Source organism: Cohnella sp. WQ 127256 (assembly GCF_024519285.1).
GTDB lineage: Bacteria > Bacillota > Bacilli > Paenibacillales > Paenibacillaceae > Cohnella.
In genome coordinates, this window is the sequence record NZ_JAMZCY010000004.1 from 1 (window position 1) to 17742 (window position 17742).

Sequence of the window (17742 nt, forward strand, 5' to 3'; positions counted from 1 at the left end):
TCACCCGTCCGCCACTAACCTCATCAGGAGCAAGCTCCATCAGAGATTCGTTCGACTTGCATGTATTAGGCACGCCGCCAGCGTTCGTCCTGAGCCAGGATCAAACTCTCCATAATAGTGAAGCCGAAGCTTCGTATTAAAGAGCCTTGAAGGCTCAATCTTTACAACTGGTTTGTCTTCCGACAGCCGAAGCCATCTTCCGACGTTTTGTTCGTTTTCTTACGCTCGATGTTCAGTTTTCAAAGAACAATTTGTGATTCGTTCGACTCGCTATTTGTCGGCTTGTCGTGCGCCCTCTTGAAGCGGCTTAAATAATATATCACAGCCACCTAGACGATTGCAACTGTTTTTATTGAGGAAATTTAATACAGTTAACATTGCATATAGCTAATTACTTTCTTTGAATGTCATCGCTATTCCACTCTAATGAAGCTATTATTCCTGAACTATCTATTTAACAGCGTAATGGTATTAAACAATCGTTGTCAGGCCTAAGAATAATTGTTTCTGTGCTATATATGCGTGAAACGCTAACTCAGATGGAATTAAACCGCTCCCAGCGGCTTAGTGCTCATCATTTCTCGACTTTCGCCCCTGCAGTTTTGAACCCGCCTATTCTAGACTTCCGGGTCATTAGTCCACTTCAGTCGGCTGAGAGTGGATTGCGTGATTTAGGCGAACACCATTCTTAAGAGATTATCCTACTTACAGCTACAATACCTATTGCCTTCCCTGTCAATTTGAATTACATTTAATACAAGTAAACTCATCGACATTGAGGTGATTCAATATGCGCGAAGTTCCAATGAGGTATGTAAAGGCGAATCAGACAGGAATCGTTATTACCGTTATTCTCTCCTTTCTATTCCACCAACCATGGATTCTGGCAGCTTTATGGGTTGTGCAGCTTGCTGGGATATTGACTGAGGGTCGTTTCAATCTATTCATACTTATTGGTAAGCTTGTTCTCAAGGGAAAGGGCGAGGAGATGCAAGCCCTTGAACTCCAACGCTTTAACAACGTGTTAGCTGTTCTATTCCTAACCCTTGCACTCCTCTCGTTTGCTTTCGAATGGCAAATTGCAGCATATGCATTCTCTGCGATGTTACTTCTCGCCGCAAGCGCAGCATTGCTAGGCTACTGTATCGGATGTACGGTATATTTCTGGATCAAGCAAATTCGTGCAGGAAGATTTACTCGAACATAATCCATCATTAAACAGGGTCACTTCCCTACTGGAGGTGACCTTTTTCATACGCAACATTACTGTCCCCCCACACGTCTTCTTACATAATAAGGAGGAATGACAATTGAAAAGAATTCGAGTGTGGATACTAGTTGCGTTAGCTATCTTCTTATTATCAGGGTGTAACACTTCTACTCCAGAGATAGATAACCCAGAGCCGTATATCATAGTAGAAATAAGCAAACCAACTTCAAACGAAATGTCCTATCAGACATACAAAACAATTAAGGATGCTGCCAAAGCTATAGAAATCAAACTCATCTTGAAGCAGGCGGCGGAGAGCAATGTAATGGTATCCATGTCACGGAATCCGGATTACAAGATAACCATCAGCAGCATTGATCCAACCGCTTCCTCTGAACCACAGATCTATGGGATTTGGCATTCTCCAAGATCAAAGCTTGTTGAAGTTGTAAGCGAAGGCTCTGGCGGAGGTTATATTCAACTGAACTCGAAAGATAGTAAGATTGTACGGGCTGCACTGGATTAAGTCCTCTGTTCGTGTAGGAAGTAACAAGCAAGCTTCACACCATAACATTATATAATTATATGAAAATATACAGATGAGTTGGGCTCACAATTCGAGTTATTACGAGTAGTTATAACGGGTACAAGCATAAACGACTAACGCCGACCTTGGGGATGGCGTTAGTCGTTTATGTCGGAGACGATTCAGTTACGGATAGCGGATTTTATACTTTCTGAATCGTGAAACAAAGGAGCTATCTCTCAAGGTCGACATAGACCCAAGAGATAGCTCCACAATAAATCATCTTATGATTTTCATGTACGCTCAATAACTAATCGGTAATCGTTAGCTCGTTCCGCCTAGTAGCCTCAGTAATTCCGACTCTTCCTCTAGAACTGGAACCCCTAGATCGCGAGCCTTTGTCAGCTTGCTTCCCGCACTTTCGCCCGCAATAACAAGATCCGTTTTCTTAGAAACGCTTCCTGATACTTTAGCTCCTAGTGCCTCTAGCTTTTGCGCTGCTTCGTCGCGTGTCATAACCGAGAGTGTACCGGTTAATACTACGGTTTTCCCATACAAAGGATGGTTTGCATCTGCGCTTGCGGCTGCAGATACTACTGCTTCTGCTTTCACGCCTCGCTCTCGCATCCGAGCGATACTTTCCAGCGCAAGTGGATCACGGAAGTAACTATAGATGCTCTCCGCAACAATACCACCAACATCCGATAACCCAACAAGTTCATCTATTTCCGCAACCATTAAGCGATCCAAATCCCCAAAGTGTTCCGCAAGCATTTTGGTCGTAGCCTTGCCCGTGTTAGGAATACCAAGAGCATTTAGGAACTGAGCAAGCTCCCGCGACTTGGATTTCTCTAATGCAGCGAGTAAGTTAGTCGCTTTCTTCTCGCCGAATCGTTGCAGCTTAACGAGGTCATCGAAGCTCAGACTGTACAAATCCGCTGGTTCACGAACATTTAATTCATCGTACAACTGTTCAGCCGTCTTCCCGCTGAAGGTCTCGATATCCATGCAATCTCGGGAAGCAAAATGCGTAATCCGTCCGATAATTTGCGGTTTGCAGCCAAGACGATTGTTACAAAACAGATGTGCCCCTCGCATTTCGAGTGGTGAGCCACAACCCGGACATGCTATTGGAACCACGATCGTACTACCTTCCTCGTCATCCGCTTTGCCGAGAATTTCAGGAATAACATCATTGGAGCGGCGAATAAATACGCGCGTTCCAAGAGCATGAGACAGATTCTTCCGTTCAATATCCCCGACATTGTTAAGTGTGCAATTCTGAACCGTCACACCAGAAAGCTCGACGGCTTCAACGCGTGCGAGTGGAGTAACCTTGCCCGTTCTGCCTAACTCCCAAGATACGGATTCCAACACAGTTGTCGTTTCTTCCGCTTCAAATTTGAAAGCGACCGCCCACCGAGGAAATTTGTCCGTGTAACCGAGAGCATTACGCGTTCTCATATCGGTCAGCTTAATCACGGCCCCATCTATGAGGTAATCTAAGCTGTCGCGCCGCTCCACAATCGAATCTAGTTCAACGATAAGATCTTCTATTTTAGAAAAATAAGCAGTGTAAGGGTTCACCGGGAACTTATTGTCGCGTAGGAAAGCAATCATCTGTCTGTGGTTCTCGAACTCAATACCTTCTGCATAACCAACATTATAGAAAAAGGCATCCAGCTTACGCGAAGCCGTAACCCGTGGATCCAGATTGCGAAGTGCTCCAGCTGCACCATTGCGCGCATTCTTGAGTGGTTCTGATGCCGTAGTGTTGTATGTCTCTAGCACAGATAAGCGCATGAAGCCTTCACCTTGCACTTCAATCGTTCCGCCGGTATACCCAATCGTCAGCGGAACAGTTCGGATCGTACGAGCCTGAGCCAGTATACCTTCCCCGATCTCCCCATTCCCCCGTGTTGCGGATTGTGAAAGCTCGCCATCCCCATAGGTCAGGTTCAAAGATAACCCATCAAATTTCAGCTCTAACACAAATTCAGGAGGAGGAAGTAGCTCATCCGGATTTTTGGCATTGTAGTCCGTAATAAGACGATTAACTCGGGCTACCCATGCGTTCAAATCCTCGATATTTTGCGCCTTATCTAAACTCCATAGCCTAGATAAATGACGATGCGGTTCGAATCCCTTAAGAATATCTCCCCCGACCCTACGTGTAGGAGAATTCGGCAATACCGTCCCACTTACCGCTTCCAAGCCGGTCAATTCATCATAAAGCACATCATATTCTTTATCGCTGATCGTAGGATTATCTTCTGTGTAGTAACGATGGCTATGCGCGTTGAGTTCAGCGACGAGCCCTTTCATCCGTTCTAGGGCTTCCGTATGCGCCATACTTACTCGACCTCACTTTATTATAATAGTAGCTAGCTTTTCCCCTAGTCTATTTTAGCGCTATACCTGTGTCAAATCGAGTGTCAGAGCCCCGTTCAAGCAGTTTGTTTGTTTCATATCACTTTCTCCCCGTTTAATGATGAATAGTCACATAAACTTGGAGGTGAGGAGTATGGATAAAGAGCGTTATTACGCTTCCGTCTCGGCAAGTATCGTAAGCAAGGAGCCCTTGTTGACGGATCAGCTTACCATTATGGCAACGGAGGAAGAACGCGATCATTTGCTCGAGCTGTTGAATCAAGAGCAAAAGGCGATAGAACAAACCTATCTACGTGCCCATCTTCCGTACAAATCGGCCGATCACGATAAATCAACAAATCAATATAACGATAAATTGATTGAAATCTACCGTTATATTTATAAGATTGGCACCATAGAGACAAAACGGCATATCGAGTATATGGATATTTTACAGGAGTTACGTACCACAGATTATTACCATCCAGGCTATGGACATCAAGATATCAACAGCCTTGACCCCAAATGAAGAAACGGGCTCTGAACGAGCCCGTAGCAGACCTCCGTGATTGATACGGAGGTTTTCTTATATCTTGGTTACTGGAGCGAATGCAGCAAGCAGTCTTTTAACGCCAGTTGGTGCGGGAAAAGCAATCTGCAATTCAGCATCGTTGCCTGTCCCCTTGACGGAAACGATCGTTCCCACACCCCATTTGGCGTGTTGCACTTTATCACCGGCAACAACTGCCATGCCTTCACCAGCAGGACTAGAGGCAGATACCGTCGCCGGACGGACAACCGCCCCACTATTCATTGGAGCTATTGTCGGACGAGCACCAAATCCGGATGGCGCATAACCCCCAGCACTAGATGCAGCAGGTCGTGCTCCGAAACCACCCGTACTGTTACTGCCACTACCGCTTCCACTAACCCGAGAGCCGTATCCTCCATAAGAACCGGAACGTCCACCACCGCTAGCTGTCTCAACGGCTTCCTTCAGCTCACTCGGAATTTCCTCAAGGAAACGTGAAGGTGCATTTTGACTCGTCCGACCATAGAGCAGTCTCATGCGCGCACAAGTTAAGTATAGCTTTTTCTCCGCTCTTGTAATCCCTACATAAGCAAGTCTACGCTCTTCTTCCATCTCCGCATTATCCATGAAGGATCGGCTACTCGGGAATAAGCCCTCTTCCACACCTACGATGAATACAATCGGGAACTCCAACCCTTTGGAGCTATGCATCGTCATCAGGACGACGGCATCACCACCATCTTCATCGTCGTCATCCATCGAGTCAATATCCGCTACCAATGCCAATTCCGTCAAGAAAGAGATCAGTGACTTATCTTCGTTACGCTTCTCGAATTCTTGTGTTACGGATAGAAACTCTTCAATATTCTCAAGCCTAGACTTAGATTCAAGTGTATTTTCCCGTTGCAGCTCCAAGCGGTATTCGGTCATCTCAAGCAGCTTCTCCGTCAGTTCGGTTACTGACAAGTATTCGACCATTGCACTTAAGTTATTGATGAGGTCTCGGAATTGGGATAAAGCCGCTTTGGCACGATTCTGAATATCCAAGTGAAACAGACCATCTCCAAGCAACCCATCTCCTTCATTCAGAAAACGGAGCATGGATACTCCTTTACGAGTCGCCTCACCCTGAACCTTAGCCATCGTTGTATCGCCTAAGCTCCGTTTCGGTACGTTAACTATCCGATTCAAGCTGTTATCATCATCTGGATTGGATAGTAAGCGCAGATAGGAAAGGATGTCTTTGATCTCTTTACGATCGTAGAACTTGATGCCCCCTACGATCTGATAAGGGATCTCAGATTTAATAAGGACCTCCTCCACTACCCGTGATTGCGCATTCGTCCGGTACAAAATGGCATGATCACTATAGCGACGAGCATTTTGACGGTTTTTGCGAATTTCACCAGCGATGAAATAACCTTCCTCATGCTCGGAATCGCCTTGATATACCGTGATTTTGTCCCCACCGTCTTGGTCCGTCCATAGATTTTTCACTTTGCGACCCACGTTGTTCTTAATAACCGCATTCGCCGCATCTAGGATATTCGATGTCGAACGATAATTTTGCTCCAGCAAAATACTATGAGCTTCAGGGTAATCGGCCTCGAAATTAAGAATATTCGTAATATCCGCGCCCCTCCAGCGATAGATCGACTGATCGCTATCCCCAACTACGCAGATGTTATGGTGCTTCTCAGCTAACATTTTGCACAGTGTATATTGCGCTTTATTCGTATCCTGATACTCATCGACATGAATATATTTGAATTTGTTCTGGTAAAACTCCAGCACTTCAGGAACATCCTTGAACAACTGGATCGTCAACAACAAAAGGTCATCAAAGTCTAAGGAGTTGTTCGCTTTCAGTCTCCGTTGATACTGTGTGTATACTTTGGCTACAATTGCTTGGAAATAATCACCCTGCTGCTGCTCATACTGAGTCGGATTCAACAGCTCATTTTTCGCCGCGCCAATCGCCCCTTGAACTGCTTTAGGTTCAATTTTCTTCGTATCAATATTGTTATCCTTCATCACATTCCGAATAACAGATAGCTGATCGGTAGAATCCAGAATACTGAAGTTGGAACCGAATCCTATCCGTTCAATATCTTTACGTAATATGCGAACACACATGGAGTGAAAGGTGCTAACCCAAATATCTCGGCCACTAGGACCTACGAGCTTAGAAACCCGATCCTGCATTTCACGAGCCGCTTTATTCGTAAAAGTAATTGCAAGGATGCTCCAAGGAGGAGCATAACGTTTAGAAATCAAGTTCGCGATTCGATGCGTAAGCACCCGCGTCTTTCCACTTCCCGCTCCTGCCATAATCAATAGCGGCCCGTTCGTCGAGATAGCCGCTTCCTTCTGCTTCGGATTCAGCTTGTTAATAGAGGCCTCAATATCTAATGAGTTCGTAGTGTTCGTATCCCGTTCAAAGAACATGATCTCGCTCCTTTATCGAAAGGTTAACCGCGCCCACCGTTGATAGAGCGGCATCCAAATTTTCATATATAATATTTCCTACAACAACCGTATCCGCTGCGAGTGCGGCTTGCGCTGCTCTCTCGGGACCATCGATTCCACCGCCATAGAACAAATGCGCTTGCTTCAAATTCGCCTTGATGCTCTTGAGTAATTCCATGTCACCGAAAGTCCCGCTATATTCCACATAGAGAATAGGCATGTTCCATAGCCTGTCCGCAACTTGGCTAAAGGCGATAGCATCACCATTGGAAATCCCCGCATCCGCCCCTGTTAGAGTAGCAACAGTAGAATCCGGGTTAAGGACAAGATAGGCTTCACCAACAATCATATCCCATGGGAGCAAATGTCCGAAATCCCTTAGTGCATCCACATGATAGCCGATTAACCACTCGGATTTCTTCGTATTCAGCACCGTTGGAATGAAGTAACCATCAAAGCCAGGCACGCCACAAGCAGGATCTGATAACTCGAATGCACATGGCACCTCGTACCTACGGATCCTCGACATTAAATCTACCGTATTATCAAATGTAACTCCACTGGAGCCACCGACCAATATCGCATCTGTTCCCGAGGTGCAAATCGCATCCAGTGTTGCATCATCAATTGGTCTTTCTGGGTCAAGCTTAAAGACATGTTTCCATGTGTTATAAAAGGAAGGGAGCATATAGCCTCCATGATTATTCTAGAGTTTATTACTTAGTTTACAGGAATTCGGCGCGTCTTCCAAGAAGGAATGAAAGGGAGTTTTGATCGTTACCCGTTCTTCCTTACGAGAAAAATAAAACGCCACCTGCTCCTAAAGAGATAAGTGGCGTGTACTTCACACAAGCATTCAAGTCGCTGATGAGCTTTCGATGATTTCTTGATCTAACACGATCATTACCGACCTAGCTTCTCTTCCAAATACGCACGTACTTCATCCTTCAAGTCAGTACGCTCGAGAGCAAAGTCAATGATCGTCTTCAAGTAACCAAGCTTTTCCCCCGTATCATAACGAGTGCCTTCGAATTGATATGCATAGACTGATTCTTGACGCATCAAACGATAGATCGCATCCGTTAATTGGATCTCTCCACCGGCACCAATGTCTTGTGTTTCTAGTATATCAAAGATAGCTGGGGTTAAAATATATCGTCCAATAATAGCAATATTAGAGGGGGCACGTTCGGGAGCAGGCTTCTCCACAACCCCGCGTACTTTCACCATACGATCACCATCGCCACCTGATGGGTCAGGATCCACGATCCCATATCGCGACACTTCTTCATTCGGTACATTTTTCACAGCGAGCACGGAGCCCTGAACTTTATCATAGACATCCATCATCTGCCTAAGACACGGAACATCATCGGATTGAACAATATCATCTCCGAGGAGTACCGCGAACGGTTCGTTGCCGATAAACTTGCGTGCACACCAAATGGCATGTCCAAGTCCACGTGGCTCCTTCTGACGTATGTAGTGAATATCGATCAGATCCGACGGCTTCTGAACTTCCGATAGGAGATCAAGCTTCCCCTTCTGGAGCAAGCTCTGCTCCAATTCATAAGAGCTATCGAAATGATCCTCTATCGCGCGTTTCCCTTTACCCGTTACGATAATAATGTCCTCAATACCAGATGCAACTGCTTCCTCAACGATGTATTGTATTCCTGGTTTATCAATGATTGGAAGCATTTCCTTAGGCATTGCTTTCGTAGCTGGAAGAAACCGAGTTCCCATTCCCGCTGCAGGTATAATGGCCTTACGAATCCTCATGATTGGCATCCTCTCTAGACTTTCGGTACATGCTCACCTGCATTTCGTACAAACTCCTTCGGAACAACAGGCAAACGTCCGACTCCAATACATACGACACCTTGGGAGTTAAGACCAGCTGCATCGAGTGTATTTCTTCCATCCATAATTATAGGGCGATTCATCCAATTTTTAAAGTCATCTGCCTGAATTTGTCGGAATTCACGCCATTCCGTCACAATGATTGCTGCATCCGTACCCGTCAAAGCTTCTTCGGCAGAATCACATATTATAACAGATGGTGGCAACAGCTTGCGAGCGACTGAGTTCGCCTCAGGGTCATATGCGGTTATTGTAATACCTGGATGACGACGGTTCAACTCCGCAACCAATCGCAAGGACGGCGCTTCACGCATATTGTCAGTACCAGGCTTAAAGGAAAGTCCAAGCAGCGCCACCTTACGGCGTGCTGGGTCAGATAGTGCCGCCTCCAGCTTACGGATCATCCGGAGTGGAATCATCGCATTCGCGCGAACGGCTGCTTCTACAAGTGTCTGAGGGGCACCTGCCTCATCCGCCATTCTAACGAGTGCCCGAGCATCCTTCGGTAAGCTGGTCCCGCCAAATCCGAGACCTGCACTAAGAAAATGGGGACCAATTCTAGGATCTAATCCTAACGAATGCGCTACGGAAGGAAAATCTGCACCCGTCTGTTCCGCTAATGCAGCGATCTCATTAGAGAAGGAGATTTTCACTGCAAGGAACGCGTTGGCTGCTAGCTTAGTTAGCTCTGCACTTCGGCAATCCGTTGACATAATAGGCCCAGGTAGCCTCTGATAGATCTGAGTTAGCCTCTCCGACGCTTCGGCCGATGCACTTCCTATCACAATTCGGGTCGGTTCGAAGAAGTCCCGGACCGCACTTCCTTCACGCATAAATTCAGGCACGGAGACTACGTCTACTGAGCAATGTTCTGGAAGTCTCCCCCTAATCCTTGATTGCACTCGTTCCGCTGTCCCTACTGGAACGGAGCTCTTGATCGCGATCATTTTTCTCATCTCAGATGAAGGCCACGGCTCCAGTTGGTCGATCACCGACCAGAGAGCAGCTAATGACATTTCATCTGCATCATCCGAAGGAGTATCCACCGTTAAGAATATAAGCTCTACATCTTGTAGTAGCCTAGATGGATCATGTCCAAAGGTAAGTCGACCAGCAGACGTATTCCTTGTAACTAATGCTTCCAATCCCGGCTCGTGATAGGGAATGATCCCCCGACATAATTGAGCGATCTTCCCTGTATCGATATCCACGCATTGTACGGTATGTCCTAAATCCGCAAACCCTGCGCCTGTTGTCAGCCCCACAATTCCCGCTCCAACGACTGCCATTTTCATAGTCTGCGCTCTCCTCTATATCGACCGCTCTCTAACTGCGGAATCGCTTTTCTCCGATTGTAGCATCGGAATGAAAACAAACTTCCTTGTTTATGTTAGAGGAACGTAAATTATCAGAAGGTTAAGAGCTACTACAAACTTTTCTACGCGTACAAAAAGCCCCACCTCCTATATCAAATAAATAGGAAATGAGGCTTCCACCACGATTACATTTATTTCACCAATTGTCCGCGAGTAACACCAAGCTGATTAATCGCTTTAAGCTTACGCCATACTTCCGATCCACCGATCTTCCCATCAATAGCTGCACGGTAGAGCGTGAGCACCTCACGTACTTTATCGGCATTTTCCTCAAGGAACTCCACTCGATAAGAACGTACGCCTAGCTCCATGAACATACTCAAATATTCAGCACCGGATTGCTCGATCGCATTGTAAACCGTGTTACGACAGCCTTCATCTACGCGAACGGGATGCGACATGCCGATACGATCCTGTAAGGAAGCCCGCTTCTCTTCACAAGGGCGACCACAGTTCGTGTAATTCGTTCCTTCGCTCATAAAGGTACAGTATACGCAATGCTCTGTATGGAACATTGGCATATGCTGATGGATGACCATCTCCAACCGAGAGGTGTCCGCACGGCTAAGCATATCAATCATCTGCTGGATATTCAGATCATAGGATGGGGTCACCCAATCACAGCCCGCTTCGCGGAAAAGGTCGACCGTCTTATGGTTCGCAACATTCAGCGAAAAATCGCCGATCAGAAGCGGATGAATTTCATCAGGCTTCTCCATGCGTTCCTTCAAATAATAGTAGAGAGCGCCTGTGTTGCGGACAAGCACGGCATCTGGCTTCAGGTTCAGGATATTGCGATGATACCCATTCTCTCCAGGCATATGAATACGTGGTGTAGCAAGAGCGATACGTTTGCCAGCTTCACGACACACTTTAATGGCATCTGGGAATTGCTTAATGAATTCAAAATCTGCATACACGAGTGATACATCCGACTTCACAACTTCTTTAACCTGCTCCAGTGTACGACAGAGAGCTGTCAGCTCAACCTCGCCTGACTGTACAGAGACGTCTTCCTTCGCAATGAAAGAATCCGCGTATTCATCTACTTGCCGCTTAATATATTGCGGTGGCTGCTCGCGAAGAATTTCCAGCTGTTCGGCAGCCTCACGACGCATCCGGTTCAATTCACGCATCGGCACGATAACTTCACCCTTAAGTGCGACCTCTAATTGATCCAAATAGTATAGTGTTCCACCTAAGCGGCCTAGTTGCTCCTGCAATACCTCATGGCCAAGAGGACGCTTCTCCGCGCGTTCTAACGGAATTTCCGATTCGATAGCTACCGTTGTTCCCTTGCCGACATCTGTCCAGATTGTACGCATTGGAACGCCTTCTTGTCCAAATACAGACACAGCGAGTGGGAAAGTACGATAAGGCTTATCTGTCTCATAGCTGCTACGAAGACGTCTGTCCAAAGCCGGGTCACTTGTTTTCCAGATCCGATCGCCTTCATGAATTCGGTTCAGATCCACATCATTGCGACCTGGGACGATTTCAATTAGCTCACCTTCAGCCGCTTCGCTTTCCAACTTCATTCCTGAGCTGCGCACATCATAAACGCGTCCGCCCTCTTCCTTCTTGGTTGGATCGCCAGCGTCGAATACGATACCATCTCCCCGCTTAAGCGGAGCTTCCAAACGGCATAGCACCGCATCACGAAGGATCTTCTCCACCTTGCCCAGGTAAACGCCACGACTCTTAGGGAAAGTGCCCTCCACGAGTTGCTTATTGTTCGTACCGTCGAGGAAGCCATGTGTGAAGCCACGCGAGAAGCTTTGCTGAAGCTCCCGCACTTCTTCCTTAGAAGGCTCTGATTCATCCCCACTGAAATACTTGTCGATTTCCTTGCCATATTTGCTTACTACGTTAGCTACATACTCAGGGCTCTTGAGCCGTCCTTCGATCTTAAAGGAGGTAACCCCGGCATCTATTAATTCTGGAACGATATCGATTGCTGCCAAATCCTTAGGAGAGAGCAAATATGCGATGTCCCCCATCGGTTGGTGCACGCCATCGACCATCAGATCGTAAGGCAAGCGACAAGCTTGAGCGCATTCCCCACGGTTCGCGGAGCGACCACCCCATACCTCTGAGGTCAGACATTGTCCGGAGTAAGATACGCAGAGAGCGCCATGCACGAATACTTCCATTGGAAGCTTCGCTTGTTCCCCGATTTTCTCAATTTGCTTTAAGTTATTTTCCCGTCCAAGAACGACCCTCTCTAATGCGAAAGGCTTAGTAAACTCAACCGCCTCCGGGGAGGTAATCGTCATCTGCGTCGAACCGTGAATCGGAAAGTCAGGGGATATTTCCCTTATCATCTTAACAAGCCCTAAATCTTGTACGATGACTGCATCCACACCCGCATCAATACAAGCCTCTATGAGCTTACGTGCTTCTGGTAGCTCATTCTCAAATACGAGTATATTAAAGGTAAGAAAGCCTTTCGCTCCGTACTTATGCAAGAAAGCCATAATCTCTGGAAGCTCATTCGTCTGGAAGTTATGTGCACGAGCCCTCGCATTAAACTTCTCAACGCCGAAGAAAACCGCATTAGCCCCGTTCGCTACCGCAGCCCGCATACACTCCCAATCTCCTGCTGGTGCTAACAATTCAATATCTTCACGCCGTAAGGCGACCTTATCATTCATCTTTACAAATCCCTCCAAGCCGCATCAAGCACGGCATTCGCTGTTCTCATTATTGCGTTAACGGCATTGGAGGTCAACTGTTTTTGTCCCAGGTGTTATCTATGTTCTCCAACATTTCTTTTGGTGTTAATGCATTTAAATAGACACCTTGCGCAGATTTGGAAATCTCGGTCGCTGTCACGTCCCCTGCGCTTGACCATCCTTGATTCAAGAAGCGATAGCTTTTACTCTTCGACAATGCTGCCGAAATTTTCGTGAAAGCCGGTGCCACGTCATTATTGCCATCCTTAATTGTCAGGAATGCCCCTTGGCTACGGGTCCATAGAGAAAGATTCTCTTCCTTGGACCAGAACTCCAGATACTTCTTAGCCGCCTGTGCATGTTTGGATTTCTTGTTAATTACCCAAGCGGTTCCAACGTCCGCAGAGACGATTAATTCTTCACCCTTGTTGTTTGCGGGCATTGGAAACATGCCGACACGAATGTCATCATTCATCTTCTGTATTCCGGCAAGCGACCAGCTCCCGTTAATCATCATCGCCGATTGCTCCGTAGCGAAATCCCTGACCGCTTGCTCTTGGCTTATTCCAACACTATCAGGAGTCAAGTATTTTAGCTTATCTAGCGAGAACCATCTATCGAGCATCTCGTCCCAAGTACCTGAAAAGTGAACTTCGCCACTCAATAACTTCCTATCATAATCAGGATCCTTAGCATAAATCATACTCGGAGCCATTGTGAATAGCGCTGCAAGGGTCATCCAACCATCATTGTTGCCGATCGCTATCGGATTAATTCCTGCTTCTTTAAGAGACTTGCAAACAGCAAGAAAAGCATCCCAATCTTGCGGAATTTGGATGCCAAGCTTATCGAATATCAATTGATTATAGTATACACCTAGTATAACCATATCATTGGGGGTGCCATACACTTGACCCTCATAGGATACCGCTTTCAATGCGTCCGGAGTAAAGCCGTTAAGCCAATCCTCATCTCCGATATCCATTAAGAAGCCAGCTTTCGCATATCTAGACATTTCTGCTCCGCTATGCAACATAACGACGTCTGCAGCATCACCGGCTGCGAACCGGGTCTCGATATAGGTATTGTATAAATTGCCGGGCATGCCCTCGTAAATGACTTTGATCCCTGGATTTTCTCGCATGAATTTGTCATTTAGCTCAGGAATCGTCCCTAGCTCGCTTCCCGACTTAAAGCCGGAAATATTAAGAACCTCCTGGGCTTCCTGCGAAGAAACCGCATTTACCGGCATTTGCGATTCCGTCTTCGGCGCACAACCGCCAACTAGGAGCAATAGGCTTACCGCTACAAGCGAGCCTATTCTAATCACTCTTTTCATGGAGTCCACCTCTGAATAAAACGGGATGTTAGATCATTTGTTGGACTTATCTCGATATTCGGTCGGAGTAGAGCCACATAGGCGACCAAACAATGTACTGAAATATTTAGGATTCGTATACCCAATCTTCAAGGCAATCTCATAAGTTTTAAGATTCGTCTCTTTTAGAAGCAGCTTAGCTGCCGCCATTCTCTTATCCGTTAAATAATCGATAAAGTTATTGCCTGTTACTTGCTTGAATAACTCGCTTAAATAATTCGTATTCATATATACAAGCCCTGCCAAAACCTCTAGTCTAAGATCGGGATCACCGTAGTGGTCATTAATGTATTGCTTAACCACTTCAATTACGCGCCTTGTTTCCGGCTTTTGTCCGGAGGAGTGCTGCTTAAGCCTCAATGCGAATTGGTCAATCGTCCCCGCGAAGGAAGCTAAGGAATAGGGGGGATAGATTCTAGAAAGCAGCCATGGGATTTCCTCTTGTAAGCTTGCGCTTAGGCTCGTATGTATTTTAGCTAAAACAGGACCTAAGACCAAAGAGAAAAAATGGAAAAAATGTAATGGATTAAATGCCGGATGGCCATTATTTGAAGGAGCACACTCCTCAGCCCAACGCTTCAATATCGCAACAACACTTGTATAATCGTTGATTTCAATCGCCTTGATTAGCCGTTCCTCGCGGTCACCCACATTAAACTGTTCTAAGAAAACGCCTTTCCGCTCTGTCCCTCCGTCTTGGACGAATAGACTAAACATCGTTTGGCGATAAGCTTCAGGCATCCTTTCGAGCTCTCGAAAAGATTCCGAGCAGCCTAGCACAAGGGAGTCGCCCCCTTCATTCCTATTCCACACGGGAATCTGGTCACACAGCCATTGCTTCATCTGCGCTTGATCGAGATTAGCGTTTCCTTGCATCAAAATCAGGCCTTGATTAGCAGAAATCTTAACTCCACAGGTTTGTTCAATATTTAGATTCCCTTCTAGGACAGCGTTACGCAAAGCGTTCATATGTCGTAGGAGCGATCCTTCCCCTTTCCCTTCGCCCCCCATCATGAGAATGACGGCATGATCCCCTAATAGATCTCTCCAGCCTATCTTACGGAGTTCGGTCTTCAGCAATACGGTATCTTTATTTTCCCCCGACAACAAATCAGTGACAGCCCTCTGAAGCAACAGGTCACTCCGTAGCATCTCCTCGCGGACGCTTTCTTCACGTAAGAGAATGTCTCGCTCCAGCTTATCCAAGCTCTGCACCAATTCTTTGCGCTGCAAGGGTTTAAGTAAATAATCATTAACTCCGTAACGCATCGCGCTCTGGGCATAGGAGAAGGAATTATGCCCTGTTAAGATGATTTTGTGGATTTGCGGATGCCGTTCCATTAAGTTGTGGCATAGCTCCAATCCATCCATTCCTGGCATGGAAATATCAATAATCATCAAATCAGGTTGAACGGAATTCACCTTATTCAAAGCTTCAACACCGTCTTCCAATAACCCAACAATTTCCCATCGAGGCGCTAGTCGTTCTACAGCTAGTCGCAAGCCTTGGCGGATAGTTTCCTCGTCGTCAACGATCATCATGGTGGGCATCCTGCTCACTCCTTGCCGAGATATTTGATGCTAATCTCCACGCACGTACCGCTTTCCGGGTCACCGGAAACCTTCAAACCGTAAGGATAGCCAAAGGAAAGCCGGATGCGATCATGCACGTTCTTCAACCCGATATGGGAAGTTTCAGCCGAAGCCTCCGACTCCAAATGTGAGCGTACCTTTTCAAGGTTTTCTAGAGAAATACCTACTCCGTCATCGACGACTCGGATAAGCACGTTCTCTCCCTCCAAAGCTCCTTTAATCAGGATTGAGCCTTCGCCCTTATAAGGAGCTAAGCCATGAACGATCGCATTTTCCACCAAAGGCTGAATAATCCAAGGTAATGTATAGGAGAGTAGCACTTCATTCGGTAATTCTATGGAAAACTCCATCTTAGGGAAACGTATTTTCTGAAGCTCGATATAGACACGAATATAATCGATTTCTTGCGAAAATGGTATTCGCTCTCGGCTAACGTTCATCGACTTGCGAAACAGATCCCCGAGCGAAGAAACCATCTCCGCCACCTCGTAATCTCTGTTCATTTCCGCCTTCATATTGATAGATTCCAGTGTATTAAAAAGAAAGTGAGGGTTGATCTGGCTTTGAAGAGCCTTGAAGTCAGCATCCTTCTTGAGAAGATTTGCGGCCATGACGTTATTCACGAGCTCATTGATCTTCTGAATCATTACGTTAAAGCTATGACCAACCTGGCCAACCTCGCTTCTGGATGGGGAAGGATACCTTACCTTGTAATCCCCCTCTTCCACTCGCCTCATCAAAGCTCTGATTTTCTTCAAGGGTCTAATCATATAAGAAGTCAAAATCGCCGAAAGACTGACTGATATTAACAAGGTCACTACCGCTAGCGTCCACAATAAGTTTCGAATGATGTTAAGATCATCCGTCAGCTCATGGATCGGGACGAGACCAACGACTTTCCAACCAGAGCTGGGAGAAGTGACATAGTTGATCATCATCGATACATCGTCTATATTAGCGGAGAAGCTGTCCTCTGTTTGTGATAATGCATAGGAGAACTTATTAGCAATTCGTTTGCTATCGGGATGGTACAGGATTTGGCCATTCGCATCCGTAACGAATAATTGCCCTCCCTTTTCCCGATTGACGTTACTCAGCACATTGGCGATTCCGTCCAAAGCCACGTCCATCATGAGAATGCCCATCGCTTCATTGTTCTCCACGTCGATTAAGCTTCTAGCATAGGAAAGGGCGTAGATCGATTTGCTGTCACTACTTCGCACGAGGTGTGAAGGGACAATCATCGGTTGTCCTGCAGCCGCCAGTACGTCTTTAAACCAAGGCTCTCCGGCTACATCGTCGTATTGTATTGGATTACCAGTACCATATTCAGTGTAGTAAACGCTTCCATCTGCTTTAAATAAATAAGCGCCCACGATATCCTTCATGGGCGATAAGAACAAATTCCTTAGCGCCTTGTCTATGTACAGCTTCTCTTGGTATTTCGTTGACGGCGTGTAGGCTTTATTTTTAAGTGCTTCTTTAAGATTATCATCCATGTAGATAGTAAGCGAGATCCGGTCCAGCTCTTCCAAGTAATTGTCTAAGTTCTTGCCGATCTGACCTAGTAGCTGAATGTCGAAGTTCGCAACCTTTGCCTTCAGGTTCTGGTTATATTTCTGAAACCCGACGAGAGTAACTGCCAATACCGGCAGCAAAATCATCAGCGTATAAGTAAAAATTAATTGCTTGCTCATGTTCCAGTGCCTGAAAGCAATCCACTTATTTCTTATGCCCATCGCCTTTTTCC

At 46.3% G+C, this 17742-nt stretch carries 12 protein-coding genes and 1 rRNA gene; 3 read left to right on the plus strand and 10 right to left on the minus strand.

Annotated elements, in window-relative coordinates:
* Nucleotides 1–116, minus strand: a 16S ribosomal RNA gene (locus M1K58_RS11720); the annotation flags it as partial.
* A 674-nt stretch (nt 117–790) separates the two neighbouring features.
* On the opposite strand from M1K58_RS11720, the gene M1K58_RS11725 reads away from it, so the two are divergent.
* Together M1K58_RS11725 and M1K58_RS11730 are read left to right on the plus strand one after the other, a co-directional pair.
* Nucleotides 791–1207, plus strand: a complete 417-nt coding sequence (locus tag M1K58_RS11725; RefSeq protein ID WP_256759047.1) for a DUF4395 domain-containing protein — start codon at nt 791–793, stop codon at nt 1205–1207.
* A 103-nt stretch (nt 1208–1310) separates the two neighbouring features.
* Nucleotides 1311–1736: a lipoprotein gene (locus M1K58_RS11730; RefSeq protein WP_256759048.1), complete on the plus strand. Its 426-nt coding sequence runs from the start codon at nt 1311–1313 to the stop codon at nt 1734–1736.
* Between the two features lie 324 nt (nt 1737–2060).
* Here M1K58_RS11730 and ligA read toward each other — a convergent pair whose 3' ends face one another.
* The gene (gene ligA / locus M1K58_RS11735; protein ID WP_256759049.1) at nt 2061–4088 is read right to left on the minus strand and encodes an NAD-dependent DNA ligase LigA; all 2028 of its coding nucleotides are present in this window, start codon (nt 4086–4088) and stop codon (nt 2061–2063) included.
* Between the two features lie 172 nt (nt 4089–4260).
* On the opposite strand from ligA, the gene M1K58_RS11740 reads away from it, so the two are divergent.
* Nucleotides 4261–4635, plus strand: coding sequence for a hypothetical protein (locus M1K58_RS11740; RefSeq protein WP_256759050.1), 375 nt, complete (start codon nt 4261–4263; stop codon nt 4633–4635).
* A gap of 57 nt (nt 4636–4692) precedes the next feature.
* On the opposite strand, the gene pcrA is transcribed toward M1K58_RS11740, so the two are convergent.
* The 8 genes from pcrA to M1K58_RS11780 all read right to left on the minus strand — a co-directional run bounded on the left by pcrA (nt 4693) and on the right by M1K58_RS11780 (nt 17731).
* Nucleotides 4693–7086 carry a DNA helicase PcrA gene (gene pcrA, locus M1K58_RS11745; RefSeq protein ID WP_256759051.1) on the minus strand — a complete coding sequence of 798 codons (2394 nt, stop codon included), beginning with the start codon at nt 7084–7086 and terminating at the stop codon, nt 4693–4695.
* A complete protein-coding gene (gene pcrB, locus M1K58_RS11750; RefSeq protein ID WP_256759052.1) occupies nt 7076–7795 on the minus strand; it encodes a heptaprenylglyceryl phosphate synthase in 720 nt (239 codons plus the stop codon). The genes pcrA and pcrB overlap by 11 nt, the downstream gene beginning before the upstream one ends.
* 215 nt (nt 7796–8010) lie before the next feature.
* Nucleotides 8011–8889, minus strand: a complete 879-nt coding sequence (gene galU / locus M1K58_RS11755; protein WP_306220374.1) for a UTP--glucose-1-phosphate uridylyltransferase GalU — start codon at nt 8887–8889, stop codon at nt 8011–8013.
* A gap of 14 nt (nt 8890–8903) precedes the next feature.
* A complete protein-coding gene (locus M1K58_RS11760; RefSeq protein WP_256759053.1) occupies nt 8904–10265 on the minus strand; it encodes a UDP-glucose dehydrogenase family protein in 1362 nt (453 codons plus the stop codon).
* A gap of 212 nt (nt 10266–10477) precedes the next feature.
* Nucleotides 10478–13000, minus strand: coding sequence for a U32 family peptidase (locus M1K58_RS11765; protein WP_256759054.1), 2523 nt, complete (start codon nt 12998–13000; stop codon nt 10478–10480).
* A 73-nt stretch (nt 13001–13073) separates the two neighbouring features.
* A complete protein-coding gene (locus tag M1K58_RS11770; protein ID WP_256759055.1) occupies nt 13074–14360 on the minus strand; it encodes an ABC transporter substrate-binding protein in 1287 nt (428 codons plus the stop codon).
* Nucleotides 14361–14393: 33 nt separating this feature from the next.
* Nucleotides 14394–15950, minus strand: coding sequence for a response regulator transcription factor (locus M1K58_RS11775; RefSeq protein WP_256759056.1), 1557 nt, complete (start codon nt 15948–15950; stop codon nt 14394–14396).
* Between the two features lie 5 nt (nt 15951–15955).
* Nucleotides 15956–17731 carry a sensor histidine kinase gene (locus M1K58_RS11780; RefSeq protein ID WP_256759057.1) on the minus strand — a complete coding sequence of 592 codons (1776 nt, stop codon included), beginning with the start codon at nt 17729–17731 and terminating at the stop codon, nt 15956–15958.
* Nucleotides 17732–17742 lie beyond the last annotated feature (11 nt).

Coding starts and splice junctions, on each gene's coding strand:
- M1K58_RS11760 (WP_256759053.1), bottom strand. CDS start 10,265: ATGAAAATGGCAGTCGTTGGAGCGGGAATTGTGGGGCTGACAACAGGC.
- pcrB (WP_256759052.1), bottom strand. CDS start 7,795: ATGCTCCCTTCCTTTTATAACACATGGAAACATGTCTTTAAGCTTGAC.
- ligA (WP_256759049.1), bottom strand. CDS start 4,088: ATGGCGCATACGGAAGCCCTAGAACGGATGAAAGGGCTCGTCGCTGAA.
- pcrA (WP_256759051.1), bottom strand. CDS start 7,086: ATGTTCTTTGAACGGGATACGAACACTACGAACTCATTAGATATTGAG.
- M1K58_RS11780 (WP_256759057.1), bottom strand. CDS start 17,731: ATGGGCATAAGAAATAAGTGGATTGCTTTCAGGCACTGGAACATGAGC.
- galU (WP_306220374.1), bottom strand. CDS start 8,889: ATGAGGATTCGTAAGGCCATTATACCTGCAGCGGGAATGGGAACTCGG.
- M1K58_RS11765 (WP_256759054.1), bottom strand. CDS start 13,000: ATGAATGATAAGGTCGCCTTACGGCGTGAAGATATTGAATTGTTAGCA.
- M1K58_RS11775 (WP_256759056.1), bottom strand. CDS start 15,950: ATGCCCACCATGATGATCGTTGACGACGAGGAAACTATCCGCCAAGGC.
- M1K58_RS11725 (WP_256759047.1), top strand. CDS start 791: ATGCGCGAAGTTCCAATGAGGTATGTAAAGGCGAATCAGACAGGAATC.
- M1K58_RS11770 (WP_256759055.1), bottom strand. CDS start 14,360: ATGAAAAGAGTGATTAGAATAGGCTCGCTTGTAGCGGTAAGCCTATTG.
- M1K58_RS11740 (WP_256759050.1), top strand. CDS start 4,261: ATGGATAAAGAGCGTTATTACGCTTCCGTCTCGGCAAGTATCGTAAGC.